The following is a 16,551-nucleotide window of genomic DNA, read 5'->3' on the forward strand; positions in this document are numbered from 1 at the left end:
CCAGCGGCGTTCCAGTCGCGTAGGCGGCGCCAGCAAGTCATGCCGCTGCCGTACCCAAGGGATTGGGGAAGGTCTTCCCACGGAATGCCTGTTTGCAACACAAACAGGATGCCGTTGAGGGCGGCTTCATCGCTGACTGCGAGCTTGCGCGCACCGCCTTTGGCGGAAGGTACGAAGGCAGGGATGAGGGGTTGTAGCTGTCGCCACAGTTCTTTGCTTACAGGTCGTCGTGCCATGAGGGCAGCGAGCATAACTGCTCTGCGGGGGCCTGTGACGAAGTGGTGTTAGCCACTCTTAGTACAAGATCTGATAATAAAGATGCCCTGTCTACAGCTCAGAGAAAATTTCCAAGAAATGAGTTGCACAATGGAAAGGGCGATGCATTCCGTCATTGTTATTGGTCTTGCATTATGAGCTTAAGGATGGGGGTAGACCAGGCGAAATCTGTTGGCGATACTCACGAGGAGTATGGAACAAAAGCAGGTCAAGCAAAAAAGGAGGAAATAATGGATTTGCACAACAATCAAAAAGGCAGAAATTGCTCGCTATCTTCAAAAACAAAAAATGACTGTGAAAATAAATGCCAAGATAGTCTTGATGATGGCAGTCTATGGTTTATAGATAAAGATTCTGGCGCGCTCACCACAAGCCAAGATTGGCAAATTCCATGAAAATTAAATTAACAGCAATTATTATTATTTCAATAATATTGAGTTGGTATTTCTTTAAAAAAGATGATTTTAGTTATTATATAAATAGAGATTACGATTTTGTTTGCATATTTCCGCCATATACGCCAAAATTATTTATTATTGAGGATTTGAAGAAATATTCAAATAATATAAAAGATAATATGAAATATAAAGAATCAATGGATGACGGAATTTTTACTTATTTCTTTATAAAAAATAAAGAAATAATTTCTTCTGGTGAAGAAATGGTGATAAATAATTCGATGGGTAAATATGGGTGTTTTGGTAAATAAAATATTACCATGATTTAATATTCCGTGGGATAAAGACTAGTGCCAAGTGGCATAGATTTTTCTTGGCTAATGCACTCATGCAGTTAAGCGAGACTTTTGATATTGCATCTATGCAAAGGTGGGTGTGCACGTCGATCTATAACATTTCAGCAGGCCGGTAACAGCGCTATCCACCACTACCACTGCCATTGCGGCCACTCGGGCACACCAATAGCCCTGACGGACCGGCGAGGGCCAGCCAAGCTGTATCCCTGGAGCAATGCGCTGCAGTAATACAACCCGCAGGGCATCCACAAGGCGATGCGGCTGCTGGGGGCACGCTTAAGACGCCGCCGTTGCTCGTTCAAATAGAACAAGGTATTGATTGTGGTAGATTATTCCCTTATCAAAAATATTGCTTTTGGCATAAAAAAATATGTAGAAAAACAGGAGATTCTACATCTTTCTTTCATGAGAACCCATAGTGATCTTGTGAAGCTATCAAATATAGAATTTCTTCCTCGCAGCGGATTTGTTTTTGATGAGGAGATGAATAAGTGGGAATTTAAAAAGCATGGATGTGGTTATGAGTTCTCTCATGAAGGTGCGGTTATTGATATAAATGATTATTTCCTGTCGAATGGAGATTTTTTTAGCGCAAATAGATTATTCTTCTATTTTGAATCGATTGGATTTAATTTCAAAAACCAATATGCTGATGATGCAATTAAATCAGCCTTGATTTATTTGGAATCTACAGGAGAGATCGTGAAGGTGCTGCCGACGGGGTATTATAAGTTACTTTCATCTTAATGCTGTCATTAATTTAATTGTTAATCTAGTTAATAAAGGGGATAAAATCTTATTGATTTTATAAAATGCATAACAAGCTCCAGGGCTACTCACAATCGGCGGGTAACAGGATAGGAAGATATTGAGATGCCTCGCTTGAAATATCCTGAAATGAGAATGGAATTGCTCGGATATTTGAGGAAACTCAAGGATTTGAAATATCAGATGAAAGCCTGGGTGAATCAGGACTTTCCTGCAGACGTTCAATACGACCATCTTGATTTGGCCATACATTTCATTTTTGACGATACGGATCTTGGCAGTGATGCTCGTATGGCGATCGGTGAAATTCTTCTCGATGAGCAGGAGGCATCACTGATGGGGCAGTTGGTGGATGCCATCAATGCCGTCTTTGAGGCGTACGGCACGGACATGCCGGAAAGCTTCTACATGCAAGTTGGCGAATGGACGAGAGTGGAGGCCTGTGCCGAAAGGGCGTTCGATTGTCTGGAGGGGAGCAACGCCGCTGGCTGCCCCGAGCCGCTGGATTGACACGGGCATGCCAGACGACTAGCCGGGGAAAGACCATGGCTGATCGTGATGTCCAGTCGATGGTAAAGAGTACCGTAGCGTTGCCAGGTTCGTGGAACAACAAGATGTTTTCCACTGGTAGCCCGCCCCCAAAACCTGCCAGACAATCCATAAAAACCAAGGCACCGTTCCATGACAACTTCAACCCCCCTTGCCGAACCCGAATTGAGAGCCTTCGCAGCGGCGGCGGCCGAGCAGCAGCGATGCGCGGACTGCGCTGTGCTGTGGAGGCCGGGCTGGGAGTCCTTGTCGGGTGCGGACAAGACTTCGCATCTGCAGCAGGTTGGTGCGCTGGGCACGCCGGAGACGCGGGAACTGCTCGATGAATATCACCCACAGGGCACGAACCAGTGGTCGCCGGATGCTCCCATCGCCCTGGGCTGGCACCCGTACAACCGCTGCACGCTCTGGCGCTGCCACCATTGCAATGCCGCCTTTCTGCGCTACACGGAGTACGGCGGCTACTACCAGTACGATCGCATCCGGCCGCTGCTGGCGCATCTGATCGTCACGCCCGAGCAGGGCCGCGTCTGAGCGGCGCTGCTCGGCCGGCTCAGGTCCAGTCGAAGGTGAACAGCGCCGTGCGGCTTTCCGGCTCGTAGAACAGCAGGATGCTGTCCGCGCCCGTGGCGCACCAGTTGTAGCCGGCCACGTTGGCCACGTGGAAGAAGGGCTTGCCGTCGCGGGTGATGCGGATGCCGTCGTCTTCCAGTTCATCGCCCATGCCGGCGTTTTCCGCTTCGTCCAGCTGGAAGGCCGGGGGAATGGGCGGGTGGCTGGTCCAGTTGCCGTACCAGATGCCGCCGCCCAGGCTGTCCAGGTAGTCCTGCTCCATGGGCTCGCCCTTGCCGTAGCGCGAGTAGCTGGCCAGTCGGCCATGCTGGGCGTAGTAGGCACTGGCCTTGGCGTGGCTGGCCAGCATTTCGTCGGTGTGCTCGCAGGCGAAGGCGTCCTTGGTGAACTGGCCGCCATGCTGCGGCGCGCGCTGGAAGAAGCCTTCGTTGCCCAGGAAGCGGTAGCGGTTGTCGGGCGTCAGTTCCAGCGCAAACCAGTTGGGGGCGGTGAAGGCGTTGTGGTGGGCTTCGGTCTCATCGCCTATGCAGCCCTCGAAGGGCTCGACGGGGCACAGCATGTGGACCACGGTGCCGGCCAGTTCGGGCCGCACCAGGCCCAGGTCGATGGAGATCAGCGGCAGCAGGTGCTCGGCCAGCCAGGGCTGGTCGGTCACGAAGATGTCGGCGGCGGCGGGAAAAGGGGTGAGGCCCGGCTTCAGTTCGCGGACTTCGGTTTGCTGGGTCAAGAGGGACTCCTGGGTGAGGGGATGGTGGTGCCGGGGGTGATCTCGAAGATGTCCTGGTCCGATGCGGCTGCGCTCTCGTGGTAGATGTCGTAGAGGTACTGCGCCAGTTCGGCGTGGGTGACATCGCAGGGAATGGCCAGCAGGGCGGGCGCGCGCTTGCCGTCGGCGCCGACGTTGAAGCAGCGCCACTGGGCCTGCGCGCGTTCGATGGCGATGATGCGGCCGAAGACATTGAACCGGTATTTTTCCAAGGGAGATCCTCCTGGCGATCCGGCATCGTAGCGGCTGTCGAGGGGCTCATGCGTGTTCTCCCTAGGTTCGTGCCGGCGTTTCGTCTATATATTTCAAACCTAAACTATTCAGGCTTAAAGTTCTTGGGCCTGGATTCTGAACCTGGGGCGTCCTGTGCCGTCGCCCTGCGAGAAAAGGGTTTGCGGTATGAAGATCGTCTGTATCGGTGGAGGTCCCGCCGGCCTGTACTTCGGCCTGCTGATGAAGCTGCAGGACCCCGCCAACGAGGTCACGGTGGTGGAGCGCAACCGGCCCTACGACACCTTTGGCTGGGGCGTGGTGTTCTCGGACGCCACCATGGACAACCTGCGCGAGGCCGATCCGGTGTCGGCCCGCACCATTGGTGACGCCTTCAACCACTGGGACGATATCGACATCCACTTCAAGGGCCGAAGCCTGCGCAGCAGCGGCCATGGCTTCATCGGCATAGGCCGCAAGAAGCTGCTCAACATCCTGCAGGCGCGCTGCGAGGACGTGGGCGTGAAGCTGGTGTTCGAGAACTTCGTGCAGGACGACCAGGCGATGGCGCGCGAGTACGACGCAGACCTGGTCATCGCCTCGGACGGCATCAACAGCCAGGTGCGCACGCGCTATGCCGATACCTTTCGGCCCGATATCGACCAGCGCCGCTGCCGCTTCGTGTGGCTGGGCACGACCAAGGTGTTCGATGCCTTCACCTTCGCCTTCGTGCAGACCGAGCACGGCTGGTTCCAGGCCCATGCCTACCGCTATGAAGACGGCATGTCCACCTTCATCGTGGAGACGCCCGAGGAGACCTGGCAGGCCGCCGGCATAGAGCAGATGAGCCAGGAAGAGGGCATTGCCTATTGCGAAAAACTGTTCACCCCCTGGCTGGACGGCCATGCCCTGGTCAGCAATGCCACGCACCTGCGCGGCTCGGCCATCTGGATCCGCTTTCCGCGCGTGATCTGCAATACCTGGGTGCACTGGAATGCGCTGGACACGCTGCGCGGCCCGCGCAGCGTGCCCGTGGTGCTGATGGGCGATGCGGCGCACACGGCGCATTTCTCGATTGGCTCGGGCACCAAGCTGGCGCTGGAGGATGCGATCGAGCTGGCGCGCAGCCTGCGGTCTGCGGGGGGCATCGAGGCCGGCCTGCGCCACTACGAGGAGGTGCGTAGCGTGGAGGTGCTCAAGATCCAGAACGCGGCGCGCAATTCCACGGAATGGTTCGAGAACGTGGAGCGCTATGCGGGCCTGGAGCCGGAGCAGTTCGCCTATTCGCTGCTGACGCGCTCGCAGCGCATCTCGCACGAGAACCTGCGCCTGCGCGATGCCGCCTGGCTGCAGGGCTTCGAGCGCTGGATTGCCGAGCATGCGGGCGAGACCGTGCCCGAAGGCCGCCGCCCGCCCATGCCCATGCTCACGCCCTACCAGGCGCGCGGCCTGCGGCTGAAGAACCGCATCGTGGTCTCGCCCATGGCCATGTATTCCTGCACCGACGGCGTGCCTGGCGACTTCCACCTGGTGCACCTGGGCGCGCGCGCCATGGGCGGCGCGGGCCTGGTGATGGTGGAGATGACCTGCACCTCGCCCGACGCGCGCATCACGCCCGGCTGCCCCGGGCTGTGGAACGACGAGCAGGCGCAGGCCTTTGGGCGCATCGTTGATTTTGTGCACGCGCAGGGCGGGGCGCACATTGGTATGCAGCTGGGGCATGCGGGCCGCAAGGGTTCCACCCAACTGGGCTGGCAGCAGATCGACCATCCGCTGGAGCAGGGCAACTGGCCGCTGCTGTCGGCGTCGGCACTGCCGTACTTGGAGGGGCTCTCGCAAGTGCCCCGCGCCATGACCCGCGCCGACATGGACCGCGTGCGCGAGGACTTCGTGGCCGCCACGCGGCGCGCCGCGGCAGCGGGATTTGACTGGCTGGAGCTGCACTGCGCGCACGGCTATCTGCTGTCCAGCTTCATCTCGCCGCTGACCAACCGGCGCGACGACGAATACGGCGGCAGCCTGGACAACCGCCTGCGCTTTCCGCTGGAGGTGTTCAAGGCGGTGCGTGCAGCCTGGCCGCAGGACAAGCCCATGTCGGTGCGCATCTCGGCCCATGACTGGGTGGAGGGCGGCATCACGCCCGACGATGCGGTGGAGATCGCACGCCGCTTCAAGGCGGCGGGCGCCGACATGATCGACTGCTCCTCGGGCCAGGTCAGCCCCGACCAGAAGCCGGTGTACGGCCGCATGTACCAGACGCCGTTTGCCGACCGCGTGCGCAACGAGGCCGGCATACCGACCATTGCCGTGGGCGCCATCTTCGAGGCCGACCATGCCAACGCCATCATCGCCTCGGGCCGGGCCGACCTGTGCGCGCTGGCGCGTCCGCACCTGGCCGATGCCGCCTGGACGCTGCGCGAGGCCGCACGCCTGGGCGCCCACGATGTGGACTGGCCGCCGCAGTACCAGCCCGGCAAGCGCCAGTTGGAAACCAACTTCGAACGCGCCGCCGCCATGGCGCAGTTGGACGCGAAATGAAACTACACCCCCTGAGTCGCTTCGCGCCTTCCCCCTCTCTCGCTTCGCGGGAGGGGGACGACACCGTCGGTGCGGGGCGGCCCTTCCTCGGCGTCCCTCGCTGTGTGGCGCGCCGGTTTCATAGGTTGCGGGTGGCTCGCATCGCCACGGGTGATTGAAATGACCATATCTTTGAATCTTCTTGAAGGGCGCCATGCCCTGGTGACGGGCGGGGCGCGCGGCATAGGCCTGGCCTGCGCGCGGGCGCTGCTGGCGCGCGGCGCGCGGGTCACGCTGCTGGGACGCGATGGTGCAGCGCTGGAGGCTGCCGTGCGCGAGCTGGGCGGCACGGCACCGGCAGCACAGATGGTGCAGTCCGTGCAGGCGGATATTGCCGACGAGGACTCGGTGCGTCAGGCCTTCGCGCAGGCCGAGGCGGCCTTCGGCCCCGTGCAGGTGCTGGTCAACAACGCGGGCCAGGCCAGCAGCCAGAAGTTCGAGCGCACCGATGCCGCACTGTGGCAGGCGATGCTGGCCGTCAACCTCACAGGCACCTTCCACTGCATGCAGGCCGCGCTGCCGGGCATGCTGTCTGCGCGCTGGGGCCGCATCATCAATGTGGCCAGCACGGCAGGGCTGATCGGCTATGCCTATGTCAGCGCCTATTGCGCGGCCAAGCATGGCGTGATCGGCCTCACGCGCTCGCTGGCGCTGGAGACGGCGGGCAAGGGCGTCACGGTGAACGCGGTCTGCCCCGGCTATACCGAGACCGACATCGTGCGCGGCGCCGTGGCCAACATCGTGGACAAGACCGGCATGACGGCGGATGAGGCCCGTGCCAGGCTGGCCGAACGCAACCCGCAGGGCCGCCTGGTCCAGCCCGAGGAAGTGGCCGAGACCGTGGCCTGGCTGGCCCTGCCGGCGTCCGCCTCGGTCAACGGCCAGTCCATTGCCGTCGATGGCGGCGAGGTGATGACCGGCTGAACCCGGTCCACCCCCGTTTTCTGAATTCTTGATGGAGACACCATGAGCACCCAGCCCGAAGAACACAGCATGAAGCACCACAAGCGCCCCCTGGCCGGCTACGAGGCCAGGACCTTTGTGTGGCAGGTATCGGCCGACGGCAAGATCGGCACCATCACCCTGAACCGGCCCGAGCGCAAGAACCCGCTGACCTTCGGCTCCTATGCCGAGCTGCGAGACCTGTTCCGCGCCCTGGTCTATGCCACCGACATCAAGGCCGTGGTGGTCACGGGCGCGGGCGGCAATTTCTGCTCGGGCGGCGATGTGCACGAGATCATCGGCCCGCTCACCAAGATGAGCATGCCCGAGCTGCTGGACTTCACGCGCATGACGGGCGACCTGATCAAGGCCATGCGCGCCTGCCCGCAGCCCATCGTGGCAGCCGTGGACGGCATCTGCGCGGGCGCGGGCGCCATGGTCGCGCTGGCGGCCGACATGCGCCTGGGCACGCCGGCCGCGCGCACGGCGTTTCTCTTCACCCGCGTAGGCCTGGCCGGTGCCGACATGGGCGCCTGCACGCTGCTGCCGCGCATGATCGGCCAGGGCCGCGCCTCCGAGCTGCTGTACACGGGCCGCGCCATGACGGCCGAGGAGGGCGCTGCCTGGGGCTTCTTCAATGCATTGCACAGCCCCGAGCAGATCAGCGAAGCCGCCCACGCGCTGGCCGCCCAGCTGGCCGCCGGCCCCACCTTTGCCCATGGCGTGACCAAGAAGCTGCTGCACCAGGAATGGAACATGGGCGTGGACGAGGCCATCGAGGCCGAAGCCGAGGCTCAGGCCATCTGCATGCAGACGCGCGACTTCCACCGCGCCTACGAGGCCTTCGTGGCCAAGCAAAAGCCCGTCTTTGAAGGAAACTGAAATGCGTGATTCCTCCTGGCTGGACTGGCCTTTCTTCGACGACGCCCATCGCACGCTGGCGCATGAGGCCGATGCCTGGTGCGCCCAATCCCTGGGCGATGTGGACCACCACGATGCCGATGCAGCCTGCCGCCAACTGGTGAAGGCCCTGGGCCAGGCCGGCTGGCTGCGCTATGCCGTGCCGTCCGGCCCCGGCGGCGCCTGGGGCGGGGCCTTGCCCGAGGTGGACTCGCGTGCGGTCTGCATCCTGCGCGAGACCCTGGCCCGCCATGAAGGCCTGGCCGACTTCGCCTTTGCCATGCAGGGCCTGGGCAGCGGTGCGATATCGCTCATGGGGTCGGAAGCGCTGCGCCAGCGCTACCTGCCGCGCGTGGCGCGTGGCGAGGCCATTGCGGCCTTTGCGCTGTCCGAGCCCGATGCCGGCTCCGACGTGGCCGCCATGGCCTGCGAGGCGCGGCTCGAAGGCGACCACTATGTGCTCAATGGCGCCAAGACCTGGATCTCCAACGGCGGCATTGCCGACTTCTACTGCGTGTTCGCCCGCACGGGCGAGGCGCCGGGGGCGCGCGGCATCAGCGCCTTCGTGGTCGATGCGGACACGCCGGGTTTCTCCATTGGCGAGCGCATCGAACTGATCGCGCCGCACCCGCTGGCCACCATCCGTTTCGACAACTGCCGCATACCCGTGTCGCAGCGGCTGGGCGAGCCGGGGCAGGGCTTCAAGCTGGCCATGATGACGCTGGACATCTTCCGCGCCTCGGTGGCCGCCGCCGCACTGGGCTTTGCGCGCCGCGCGCTGGACGAAGGCCTGGCACGCGCCAAGTCACGCCGCATGTTCGGCCAGACCCTGGGCGACCTGCAGCTGACCCAGGCCGCGCTGGGTGACATGGACACGGCCATCGACGCATCGGCCCTGCTGACCTACCGGGCCGCCTGGATGCGCGATGTGAAGAAGACGCGCACCACGCGCGAGGCGGCCATGGCCAAGATGACGGCCACTGAATCGGCCCAGGCCGTGATCGACCGTGCGCTGCAGATGTTCGGCGGGGCGGGCGTGGTCTCGGGCATGCCGGTGGAGACGCTGTACCGCGAGATCCGCGCGCTGCGCATCTACGAGGGCGCGACCGAGGTGCAGAAACTCATCATCGCGCGCGAGCTGCTCAAGGCCTGAGCGGCAGGCTGCCCATTCAACGCAAAGCCAGGGAACATCGCATGCAAGCCTCCGCCCACATCGATACTTTCGCCCGGGACCATCTGCCGCCGCCCGACCAATGGCCCGAGTTCCTGCTCGACGGGCCGGACGTGGCCTATCCCGAACGCCTGAACTGCGCGGCCGAACTGGTCGATGCCATGGTGGCGCGCGGCCAGGGCGGGCGCGTTGCCCTGCGCTGGAGGCAGGGCGCGGACCAGGCCGCCATGACCTATGCCGAACTGCAGGCGCTGACCAACCGCATCGCCCATGTGCTGGTGGAAGACCTGCAGCTGGTGCCCGGCAACCGGCTGCTGCTGCGCGGCCCCAACAACGCCATGATGGCCGCGTCCTGGCTGGCCGCCATCAAGGCCGGGCTGGTGACGGTGCCCACCATGCCGCTGCTGCGCGCCAAGGAGCTGCAGCAGATCATCGCCAAGGCCCAGGTGCAGGCCGTGCTGTGCGATGTGCGCCTCAAGGACGAGGTGCAGCTGTGCCTGCAGCCCGGCCATGAACACCATTGCCCGGACCTCTCGCGCGTGCTGTATTTCAACGACGGCGCAGCCGATGCGTTGGACGCCCTGGCCGCAGCCAAGCCCGACACCTTCGCCTGCTGCGATACATCGGCGGACGATGTCTGCCTGATCGCCTTCACCAGCGGCACCACGGGCGCGCCCAAGGGCTGCATGCATTTCCACCGCGACGTGCTGGCCATGTGCGACCTGTTCCCGCGCCATGTGATCCGGCCGGGCCCGGACGACATCTTCTGCGGCACGCCGCCGCTGGCCTTCACCTTTGGCCTGGGCGGGCTGCTGTGCTTTCCGCTGCGCGTGGGCGCCAGCACCGTGCTGGCCGAAAAGCTCACGCCCGAAGGGCTGCTGCAGGTGGTGCAGGATTTCCGCGCCACCATCGTCTTCACCGCGCCCACCTTCTACCGGCAGATGGCGGCGCAGGCAGCGCGCTTCGACCTGTCGTCGCTCAGGAAAAGCGTGTCGGCCGGTGAGGCCCTGCCGGACGCCACGCGCCAGCTGTGGAAGCAGGCCACGGGCATCGAGATGATCGACGGCATCGGCGGCACCGAGCTCATCCACGTCTTCGTGTCCAGCCCGCCCGAGGAGGTGCGCGCGGGCGCCATCGGCAAGGTCGTGCCCGGCTACGTGGCCCAGGTGGTGGACGACGACATGCAGCCCGTGCCCGACGGCACGCCCGGCCGCCTGGCCATCAAGGGGCCGACCGGCTGCCGGTATCTTGCCGACGAGCGCCAGAAGCGCTTTGTGCAAAACGGCTGGAACCTGCCCGGCGACACCTTTGTGCGCGACTCCGACGGCTATCTGTTCTATCAGGCGCGCAATGACGACATGATCATCTCGGCTGGCTACAACATCGCCGGCCCCGAGGTGGAGGATGCGCTGCTGCGCCACGAGGCCGTGGCCGAATGCGGCGTGATCGGCGCGGCAGACGACGAGCGCGGCCAGGTGGTCAAGGCCTTTGTGGTGCTCAAGCCCGGCTTTGCGGCCGGCGACGACATGGCCGCCACGCTGCAGGCCTTCGTCAAGGCCAGCATTGCGCCCTACAAGTACCCGCGCGCCATTGTCTTCGTGCCGGCCCTGCCGCGCACCGAGACCGGCAAGCTGCAGCGATTCGTGCTGCGCAAGATGCCGTGAGCGCGCGCCATGGCCTCCGCCTTCGTCAGCCAGGTGCAGGTGCTGTTTCGCCATTGCGATCCGGCCGGCATCGTCTTTTACCCGCGCTATTTCGAGATGGTCAACGACCTGGTGGAGGAATGGTTCGACAGGGGAATGGGCCTGCCATTCCACACCCTGCATGTACAGCGCCAGGTGGGCACGCCCACGGTGTCGGTGCAATGCGATTTCACGGCGCCCAGCCGCTGGCACGACACGCTGCGCCAGGTATTGGAGGTGCGCCGCATCGGCGGGGCATCGTTCCAGTTCGATGTGCGTTTCGAGGGGCCGGACGGCCAGCGACGGCTGTCTGCGCGCATGACCATCGTCACCATGGATTTGCGCAGCATGAAGGCCACGCCACTGCCGGCCGATCTGCGCGAGCGCCTGCAGGCCTATCTGGTGCCGCAGGACGGTTTTACGGATTCAACGAGAACAGGATGAAGCAATGAAGACTCTGCAACCCCCGGACTGGCTGGCGCCCCGAGGCTATGCCAATGGCATCCTCACCGAAATGACGGTCGGCTCCCGGCTGGTGTTTGTCGGCGGGCAGATTGGCTGGAACGGCCAGCAGCAATTCGAGACGGACGACTTTGCCGGACAGGTGCGGCAGGCGCTGGCCAATATCGTCGCCATCCTCGCCGAAGGCGGCGCCAGGCCCGAGCACATCGTGCGCATGACCTGGTATGTGACCGACAAGCAGGAATACGTGGCGGCCTATCCGGCCATTGGAAAGCACTACCGCGAACTGATCGGGCGGCATTTCCCCGCCATGACGGCGGTGGAGGTGGCGGATCTGGTGGAAGACCGGGCCAAGGTGGAGATCGAGGTCACGGCGGTGGTGCCTGCATGACGCACCTCTGAGCATGTGCCCGCGCATGTGCGCCGCCGTGCGGGCGGGCCCATGCGCGGCAGGGACTCACTTGATTTCGAACAGGGTGCGGTCCTTGCCCAGGATCCAGTTCGGCGGCTTGCCGCGGCCGGTCCAGGTCTTGCCGGACTCGGGGTCCTGGTACTTGGCGGGGGCGCTCTTCTTGCCATCGGGCTTCCAGGGGAAGACCTGCTGTGCCGTGAAGCCAAACTCCCGGACCAGTTCCTGCACCGATGCCAGAGCCGCTTTGGACTCCAGCTTGCGGGCCTCGTCGATTTGCTGGTCGAGCAGTTTTTTCTGGGCAATCAGCTCTTGGTATGTAGTCATCTTGATAGAAGAATTTCTAAGTGCGGCTATTTGTCGAAAACTGCGCAGCAAGAACAACGACCCGGAACTCTTTACGCAATGGTCAAGGTTGGTGCATGTGCAGTGGGGGATGAAGATATCACCGTAAGTATAAATACTGATGATGTGAGCGTTCTATGAGGTGTAGACAGCTTCTTCTCATGCCTGGGCATATTCCGAGGCGATCCGCATTATATCCAGCAGCATCTTGATAACCGCCACTTTACAAAAGCTGTTGCGTCTTTGTTACATTTGCAGAGCATTGTGGTTGGCGCTTCCTCCTCTGGAGAGGGCGTGCTGGCATGCTTTTCCTGGGCAGCCGCGACGAGGTGATCGTACAAGTTCCCATTTCAGAACCGGTTGCGGGTGTTGATTTTGTTTCATCAATCGATTTTATTTATCGATTTATAAAATAAATTACATGTGATTCGATTCTGCTATTTAATCTTGCGATTAACACGCGTTGTTTCATTTGTCTTGTCGATTGGCTGGATAGATTTTTTGTATTGCGAGGATTGAATTCCTGGCCGTGGTTTGAAATATCTTCCGCCGATATCGCGTAAATTCATGAGCCGTTGATTGCCAGGCCATTGCAGTCCCGGGAATGCCTTTGGGGCTGATTCTTCAGGCGCAGTTTCGCGGCCCGGCCATGCCCGCCAGGCAGCGGGCGCGTACCGAACGCTTGATTGGCGTGCCACCAACAGCCTGTTAGGATCGCCGCACTACAACGATCCACACCCTGGCAGACATGGCAAGAAGGCAGACCAGTGCCCACGACGGCAACGAGACCCGCGAGACCCTTCTCAAGCTGGCCGCCCGCACCTTCGGTGAGCAGGGCTACTCTGCCACCACCATGCGCAACATTGCCGAGCAGTCCGGGATCGAGGCCGCCAGCATCTACTACCACTTCGCCTCCAAGGAGGAGCTGGTGGACGAGGTCATGGAGCAGGGCGGCAACCGCATCATCAGCCAGCAGCAGGAGCGCCTTGCCGCGCTGGGCGCCGACGCCACGGCCGAGCAGCGTTTCCGCGCAGCCGTGCTGGGCCAGATGGCGGGCCTGATCAAGCATGGGGACTTCGCCCTGGCCCACGGCCGCCTGCTGGGCCAGTTGCCCGACAAGGTGCGCGAACGCCAGATCAAGCGCCGCGAGCGCCACCAGAAATTCTGGAGCGGCCTGCTCGAAGACCTGCGCGCCGAAGGCCGCCTGCGGGCCGATGCCGACATCCACCTGGCGCGCATCATGATCCTGGGCAGCATCAACTCCATACAGTCCTGGTTCAACCCCCGCAAGGGCTCGCTGGAGAAGGTGGCGGACCAGATCTGCGACATGTTCTTCCGGGGCGTGGGGCCCGCAGATCAATAGGCACAATGCGGGAAATCGCCAGTCGGCTGTCACATGCCTGTGCCATATTGCCGCGCTGTCTCCGGGCCCGTGCTGAAAATGCCGGCGGACAGTTAACGATATTGAATTGTCAATAGTAAGATCGCCGTCTTATGCGTCTGCTTGTTTTGCGCCTGCTATTGCTGGCCGTGTTCTTCAACACGGCCATTGGCATGCCCCTGCATGGCGCAACGCATATCCAGCAGGCGGCGGCAGCGCCCGGCCAGGCGTTTGCCGGCCTGAACGGCTGCGAGGACAAGGCGCCGGCCGGTGAAAAGGCGGAAGCCGCGGAAGCCGTCTGCGTCTGGTGCATGGGCCATGCACCGCATGCGGCGGCCTGGCTGCCGCACTTCGGCCTGCCGCTGGCCGTGGCCGCGCCGCCTGAGAGGGTGCCGCCGCGCACCGTGGGCGGCGCCATCCCCTCGCAGAACCGCTGGGCCTTTGCATCGCGCGACCCGCCGCGCTGAATCCGCAAGCACTTTTCTCCTTCTCTGCCGCCAGCACCCGTTGGTGCTGGCGGCATGTCCGTGTTTGCGCGCGCCGGCTTCTGATGCCGGCGGCATGCGCCCGTGCCCGTTTTCATCATGACTGCCTTCTCCATCCTCGCGAAGCCGCTCCCCGGCCTTCGCCCGCTGCCGCTTGCCCTGAGCGCTGCCGCTTTCTTCTCCACGCCCGTGCTGGCCCAGGGCCCGGAACAAACTGCGGCATCCGTGCCGTCAGCGCCGTCGTCCCAGGAGCAGACCCTGCTGCCTGCCGTGGAAGTCGTGGGTCGCACGGCCTCGGGCGCCTATCACACCGATGAGGCGGCAGGCGCCAAGACCGACCTGCCGCTGCGCGAGCTGCCGCAGTCGGTGCGCGTGATCACGCGCCAGGCCATGGACGACCTGGGAGCCACCAAGCTCGACGATGTGCTGGACTATGTGGGCGGCGTCTCGCGCCAGAACAACTTTGGCGGCCTGTGGGACAACATCGTCATTCGCGGCCTGCCCGGCGATCAGAACGTGGGCATGGCCACCTTGTTCAACGGCTTTTCCTCGGGGCGCGGCTTCAACGCGCCGCGTGATCTGGCCGGCGTGGAGCGCATCGAGTTCCTCAAGGGCACGGCCGCTGCGCTCTACGGCAGCAGCGAGCCGGGCGGCACGCTGAACGTCGTCTCCAAGCGTCCGCTGTGGACGCCTTCGCATTCCGTGGAAGCCTATGCGGGCAGCTACGGGCTGCGGCGCGGCGCGCTCGACAGCACGGGGCCGATTGGCGAGAACTTTGCCTACCGGCTCAACATCGCCGTGGAGGACCGCGACAGCTTCCGCGACTTCGTGGGCGCCAGCCGCCAGGTGATTGCGCCGGCCTTCACCTGGAAGCTGGGACGCGATACGGTGCTGGAGTACTCGGGCGAGCTGCTGCGCCACAAGACGCCGCTGGACCGTGGCGTGGTGGCCGTGGGCGACCGCCTGGGCGCCATCTCGCGCAGCCGCTTCCTGGGCGACCCGCGCGATGGCGATGTGACGGTGGAAAACCGCACGCACCAGTTCATCCTCTCGCATGAGTGGAGCGCGCAGTGGCGCAGCCGCCTGGGCCTGTCCTACCGCGAGACCTCGATCAACGGCTTTTCCACCGAACCCCATGCGCTGCTGGCCAATGGCGACCTGACGCGCCAGCGGCGTTTCCGCGACTACCAGTCCGACGACATCGCCGTGCAGGCCGAGCTGCAGGGCACGGTGAAAACGGGCACCGTCGAACACGAGCTGCTGCTGGGTCTGGAGAGCTTTCGCTTCGACATGGATACGGTGATGCTGCGCGCCAACCCCACGGCGGCCAATCCCTATGCCATCAATATCTACAACCCCGTCTACGGCGGCACGCAGCCCGTGCCCACGGCCAATACCGATACCTTCGAGCGCCAGCGCAACACGGCCTTCTACCTGCAGGACGCCATCAAGCTCTCGCCCCAGTGGCGCGTGGTGGCCGGCCTGCGCATGGACCGCTATGACCAGTCGCTGCACAACCGCCGCACGGGCGCGACCACGCAGCAGGACCCGACCTCGACCTCTCCGCGCCTGGGCCTGAGCTGGCTGCCGCTGCCGCAATGGACCTTCTATGCCAACGTGGGCCGCTCGTTCCGGCCCAACGTGGGCGTCGATGTGGCCGGCGCGGGCTTCAGTCCCGAATCCGGCCGCTCCATGGAGCTGGGCGCCAAGTGGGAAAGCGCCGACCGGCGCATGGGCGCCACGGCCGCGCTGTTCGACATCCGCAAGCGCAACGTGCTGACGGCCGACCCGGGCAACGCCGGCTACTCGGTCTCGGCCGGCGAGATCCGCAGCCGGGGGCTGGAGTTCGACTTTGCCGGCCAGGTCACGCAGCGTTGGCGCCTGAATGCGAGCCTGGTGCTCAACGACGTGGAGATCTCGCGCGACAACACGCTGGAAGTGGGCGGGCGCCTGCTCAACGTGCCCAAGGTCAACGGCAGCGTGCTGGCGGTCTACGAGAACGCCTTCTCCAACGGCCAGCGCTACGGCATTGGCGGCGGCGTCACCCGCGTGGGCAAGCGCCTGGGCCAGGCCCGCACGCAGGCCGAGGCCGACGCTGGCAAGGCGGCCTTCGATCTGCCCGGCTACACCACCGCCAAGCTGGTGGCCTACTGGCGCATCAGCCCCACGCTGCGCCTGACGCTGGACGTGGACAACCTCTTTGACAAGACCTACTACACCAGCTCGTACAGCCGGCTGTGGGTGACGCCGGGCACCGCCCGCACCGTCACCGTAGGCCTTCAAGCCAAGTTCTGAGCCCCG

At 63.0% G+C, this 16,551-nt stretch carries 19 protein-coding genes; 15 read left to right on the forward strand and 4 right to left on the reverse strand.

What is annotated here, in order from left to right; genetic code table 11:
* The coding region (locus tag GRX31_RS16550) for a transposase (RefSeq protein WP_160852530.1) at nt 1-236 on the reverse strand (236 nt) is incomplete at its 3' end.
* Between the two features lie 45 nt (nt 237-281).
* Here GRX31_RS16550 and GRX31_RS31185 point away from each other — a divergent pair.
* The 5 genes from GRX31_RS31185 to GRX31_RS16575 all read left to right on the forward strand — a co-directional run bounded on the left by GRX31_RS31185 (nt 282) and on the right by GRX31_RS16575 (nt 2,881).
* On the forward strand, nt 282-671 hold the full coding sequence (locus tag GRX31_RS31185) for a DUF6973 domain-containing protein (RefSeq protein ID WP_442874085.1): 390 nt from the start codon (nt 282-284) through the stop codon (nt 669-671).
* Nucleotides 668-985, forward strand: a complete 318-nt coding sequence (locus tag GRX31_RS16560) for a hypothetical protein (RefSeq protein WP_139223910.1) — start codon at nt 668-670, stop codon at nt 983-985. The genes GRX31_RS31185 and GRX31_RS16560 overlap by 4 nt, the downstream gene beginning before the upstream one ends.
* A 366-nt stretch (nt 986-1,351) precedes the next feature.
* A complete protein-coding gene (locus GRX31_RS16565) occupies nt 1,352-1,777 on the forward strand; it encodes a DUF6896 domain-containing protein (RefSeq protein ID WP_156135986.1) in 426 nt (141 codons plus the stop codon).
* A 126-nt stretch (nt 1,778-1,903) separates the two neighbouring features.
* Complete coding sequence (locus tag GRX31_RS16570) at nt 1,904-2,308, forward strand: SCO4402 family protein (RefSeq protein WP_160853770.1); 405 nt, start codon at nt 1,904-1,906, stop codon at nt 2,306-2,308.
* Between the two features lie 171 nt (nt 2,309-2,479).
* The gene (locus GRX31_RS16575; protein ID WP_160853772.1) at nt 2,480-2,881 is read left to right on the forward strand and encodes a hypothetical protein; all 402 of its coding nucleotides are present in this window, start codon (nt 2,480-2,482) and stop codon (nt 2,879-2,881) included.
* A 19-nt stretch (nt 2,882-2,900) separates the two neighbouring features.
* Here the strand turns inward: GRX31_RS16575 and GRX31_RS16580 are convergent, their stop codons facing one another.
* The gene (locus GRX31_RS16580) at nt 2,901-3,647 is read right to left on the reverse strand and encodes an enolase (RefSeq protein ID WP_160853774.1); all 747 of its coding nucleotides are present in this window, start codon (nt 3,645-3,647) and stop codon (nt 2,901-2,903) included.
* On the reverse strand, nt 3,644-3,898 hold the full coding sequence (locus GRX31_RS16585; RefSeq protein WP_063325682.1) for a DUF7661 family protein: 255 nt from the start codon (nt 3,896-3,898) through the stop codon (nt 3,644-3,646). Before GRX31_RS16585 ends, GRX31_RS16580 begins: the two co-directional genes overlap by 4 nt.
* A 187-nt stretch (nt 3,899-4,085) precedes the next feature.
* On the opposite strand from GRX31_RS16585, the gene GRX31_RS16590 reads away from it, so the two are divergent.
* From GRX31_RS16590 to GRX31_RS16620, 7 genes are all read left to right on the forward strand, one after another.
* Nucleotides 4,086-6,434, forward strand: coding sequence for a bifunctional salicylyl-CoA 5-hydroxylase/oxidoreductase (locus tag GRX31_RS16590; RefSeq protein WP_160853776.1), 2,349 nt, complete (start codon nt 4,086-4,088; stop codon nt 6,432-6,434).
* Nucleotides 6,435-6,593: 159 nt separating this feature from the next.
* Entirely contained in the window at nt 6,594-7,397 is an 804-nt protein-coding gene (locus GRX31_RS16595) for an SDR family NAD(P)-dependent oxidoreductase (protein WP_160853778.1), read from the forward strand.
* A gap of 42 nt (nt 7,398-7,439) precedes the next feature.
* Nucleotides 7,440-8,297 carry an enoyl-CoA hydratase family protein gene (locus GRX31_RS16600; RefSeq protein WP_043792445.1) on the forward strand — a complete coding sequence of 286 codons (858 nt, stop codon included), beginning with the start codon at nt 7,440-7,442 and terminating at the stop codon, nt 8,295-8,297.
* 1 nt (nt 8,298) lies between these two features.
* The gene (locus GRX31_RS16605) at nt 8,299-9,468 is read left to right on the forward strand and encodes an acyl-CoA dehydrogenase family protein (RefSeq protein ID WP_016450633.1); all 1,170 of its coding nucleotides are present in this window, start codon (nt 8,299-8,301) and stop codon (nt 9,466-9,468) included.
* Nucleotides 9,469-9,509: 41 nt separating this feature from the next.
* Nucleotides 9,510-11,150: an AMP-binding protein gene (locus tag GRX31_RS16610; protein WP_160853780.1), complete on the forward strand. Its 1,641-nt coding sequence runs from the start codon at nt 9,510-9,512 to the stop codon at nt 11,148-11,150.
* 9 nt (nt 11,151-11,159) lie between these two features.
* Entirely contained in the window at nt 11,160-11,612 is a 453-nt protein-coding gene (locus GRX31_RS16615; RefSeq protein ID WP_016450635.1) for an acyl-CoA thioesterase, read from the forward strand.
* A gap of 4 nt (nt 11,613-11,616) precedes the next feature.
* Entirely contained in the window at nt 11,617-12,021 is a 405-nt protein-coding gene (locus tag GRX31_RS16620) for a RidA family protein (protein ID WP_016450636.1), read from the forward strand.
* Nucleotides 12,022-12,087: 66 nt separating this feature from the next.
* Here GRX31_RS16620 and GRX31_RS16625 read toward each other — a convergent pair whose 3' ends face one another.
* Complete coding sequence (locus tag GRX31_RS16625) at nt 12,088-12,366, reverse strand: H-NS histone family protein (RefSeq protein ID WP_016450637.1); 279 nt, start codon at nt 12,364-12,366, stop codon at nt 12,088-12,090.
* Nucleotides 12,367-13,132: 766 nt separating this feature from the next.
* Between GRX31_RS16625 and GRX31_RS16630 the strand changes: the two genes are divergently transcribed.
* From GRX31_RS16630 to GRX31_RS16640, 3 genes are all read left to right on the forward strand, one after another.
* The gene (locus tag GRX31_RS16630) at nt 13,133-13,747 is read left to right on the forward strand and encodes a TetR/AcrR family transcriptional regulator (protein WP_016450638.1); all 615 of its coding nucleotides are present in this window, start codon (nt 13,133-13,135) and stop codon (nt 13,745-13,747) included.
* A gap of 131 nt (nt 13,748-13,878) precedes the next feature.
* A complete protein-coding gene (locus GRX31_RS16635; protein WP_160853782.1) occupies nt 13,879-14,232 on the forward strand; it encodes a hypothetical protein in 354 nt (117 codons plus the stop codon).
* A gap of 117 nt (nt 14,233-14,349) precedes the next feature.
* Entirely contained in the window at nt 14,350-16,545 is a 2,196-nt protein-coding gene (locus GRX31_RS16640; protein WP_160853784.1) for a TonB-dependent siderophore receptor, read from the forward strand.
* The last annotated feature ends 6 nt before the right edge of the window (nt 16,546-16,551 follow it).

The organism is Delftia sp. CH05 (assembly GCF_009827015.1).
GTDB classification, from domain to species: domain Bacteria; phylum Pseudomonadota; class Gammaproteobacteria; order Burkholderiales; family Burkholderiaceae_C; genus Comamonas; species Comamonas tsuruhatensis.

Excerpts from the sequence above, each read along its gene's own strand:
- GRX31_RS16610 (WP_160853780.1), top strand. The coding sequence starts at position 9,510 with ATGCAAGCCTCCGCCCACATCGATACTTTCGCCCGGGACCATCTGCCG.
- GRX31_RS16575 (WP_160853772.1), top strand. The coding sequence starts at position 2,480 with ATGACAACTTCAACCCCCCTTGCCGAACCCGAATTGAGAGCCTTCGCA.
- GRX31_RS16630 (WP_016450638.1), top strand. The coding sequence starts at position 13,133 with ATGGCAAGAAGGCAGACCAGTGCCCACGACGGCAACGAGACCCGCGAG.
- GRX31_RS16620 (WP_016450636.1), top strand. The coding sequence starts at position 11,617 with ATGAAGACTCTGCAACCCCCGGACTGGCTGGCGCCCCGAGGCTATGCC.
- GRX31_RS16595 (WP_160853778.1), top strand. The coding sequence starts at position 6,594 with ATGACCATATCTTTGAATCTTCTTGAAGGGCGCCATGCCCTGGTGACG.
- GRX31_RS16615 (WP_016450635.1), top strand. The coding sequence starts at position 11,160 with ATGGCCTCCGCCTTCGTCAGCCAGGTGCAGGTGCTGTTTCGCCATTGC.
- GRX31_RS16600 (WP_043792445.1), top strand. The coding sequence starts at position 7,440 with ATGAGCACCCAGCCCGAAGAACACAGCATGAAGCACCACAAGCGCCCC.
- GRX31_RS16590 (WP_160853776.1), top strand. The coding sequence starts at position 4,086 with ATGAAGATCGTCTGTATCGGTGGAGGTCCCGCCGGCCTGTACTTCGGC.
- GRX31_RS16560 (WP_139223910.1), top strand. The coding sequence starts at position 668 with ATGAAAATTAAATTAACAGCAATTATTATTATTTCAATAATATTGAGT.
- GRX31_RS16605 (WP_016450633.1), top strand. The coding sequence starts at position 8,299 with ATGCGTGATTCCTCCTGGCTGGACTGGCCTTTCTTCGACGACGCCCAT.
- GRX31_RS16635 (WP_160853782.1), top strand. The coding sequence starts at position 13,879 with ATGCGTCTGCTTGTTTTGCGCCTGCTATTGCTGGCCGTGTTCTTCAAC.
- GRX31_RS16625 (WP_016450637.1), bottom strand. The coding sequence starts at position 12,366 with ATGACTACATACCAAGAGCTGATTGCCCAGAAAAAACTGCTCGACCAG.
- GRX31_RS16570 (WP_160853770.1), top strand. The coding sequence starts at position 1,904 with ATGCCTCGCTTGAAATATCCTGAAATGAGAATGGAATTGCTCGGATAT.
- GRX31_RS16640 (WP_160853784.1), top strand. The coding sequence starts at position 14,350 with ATGACTGCCTTCTCCATCCTCGCGAAGCCGCTCCCCGGCCTTCGCCCG.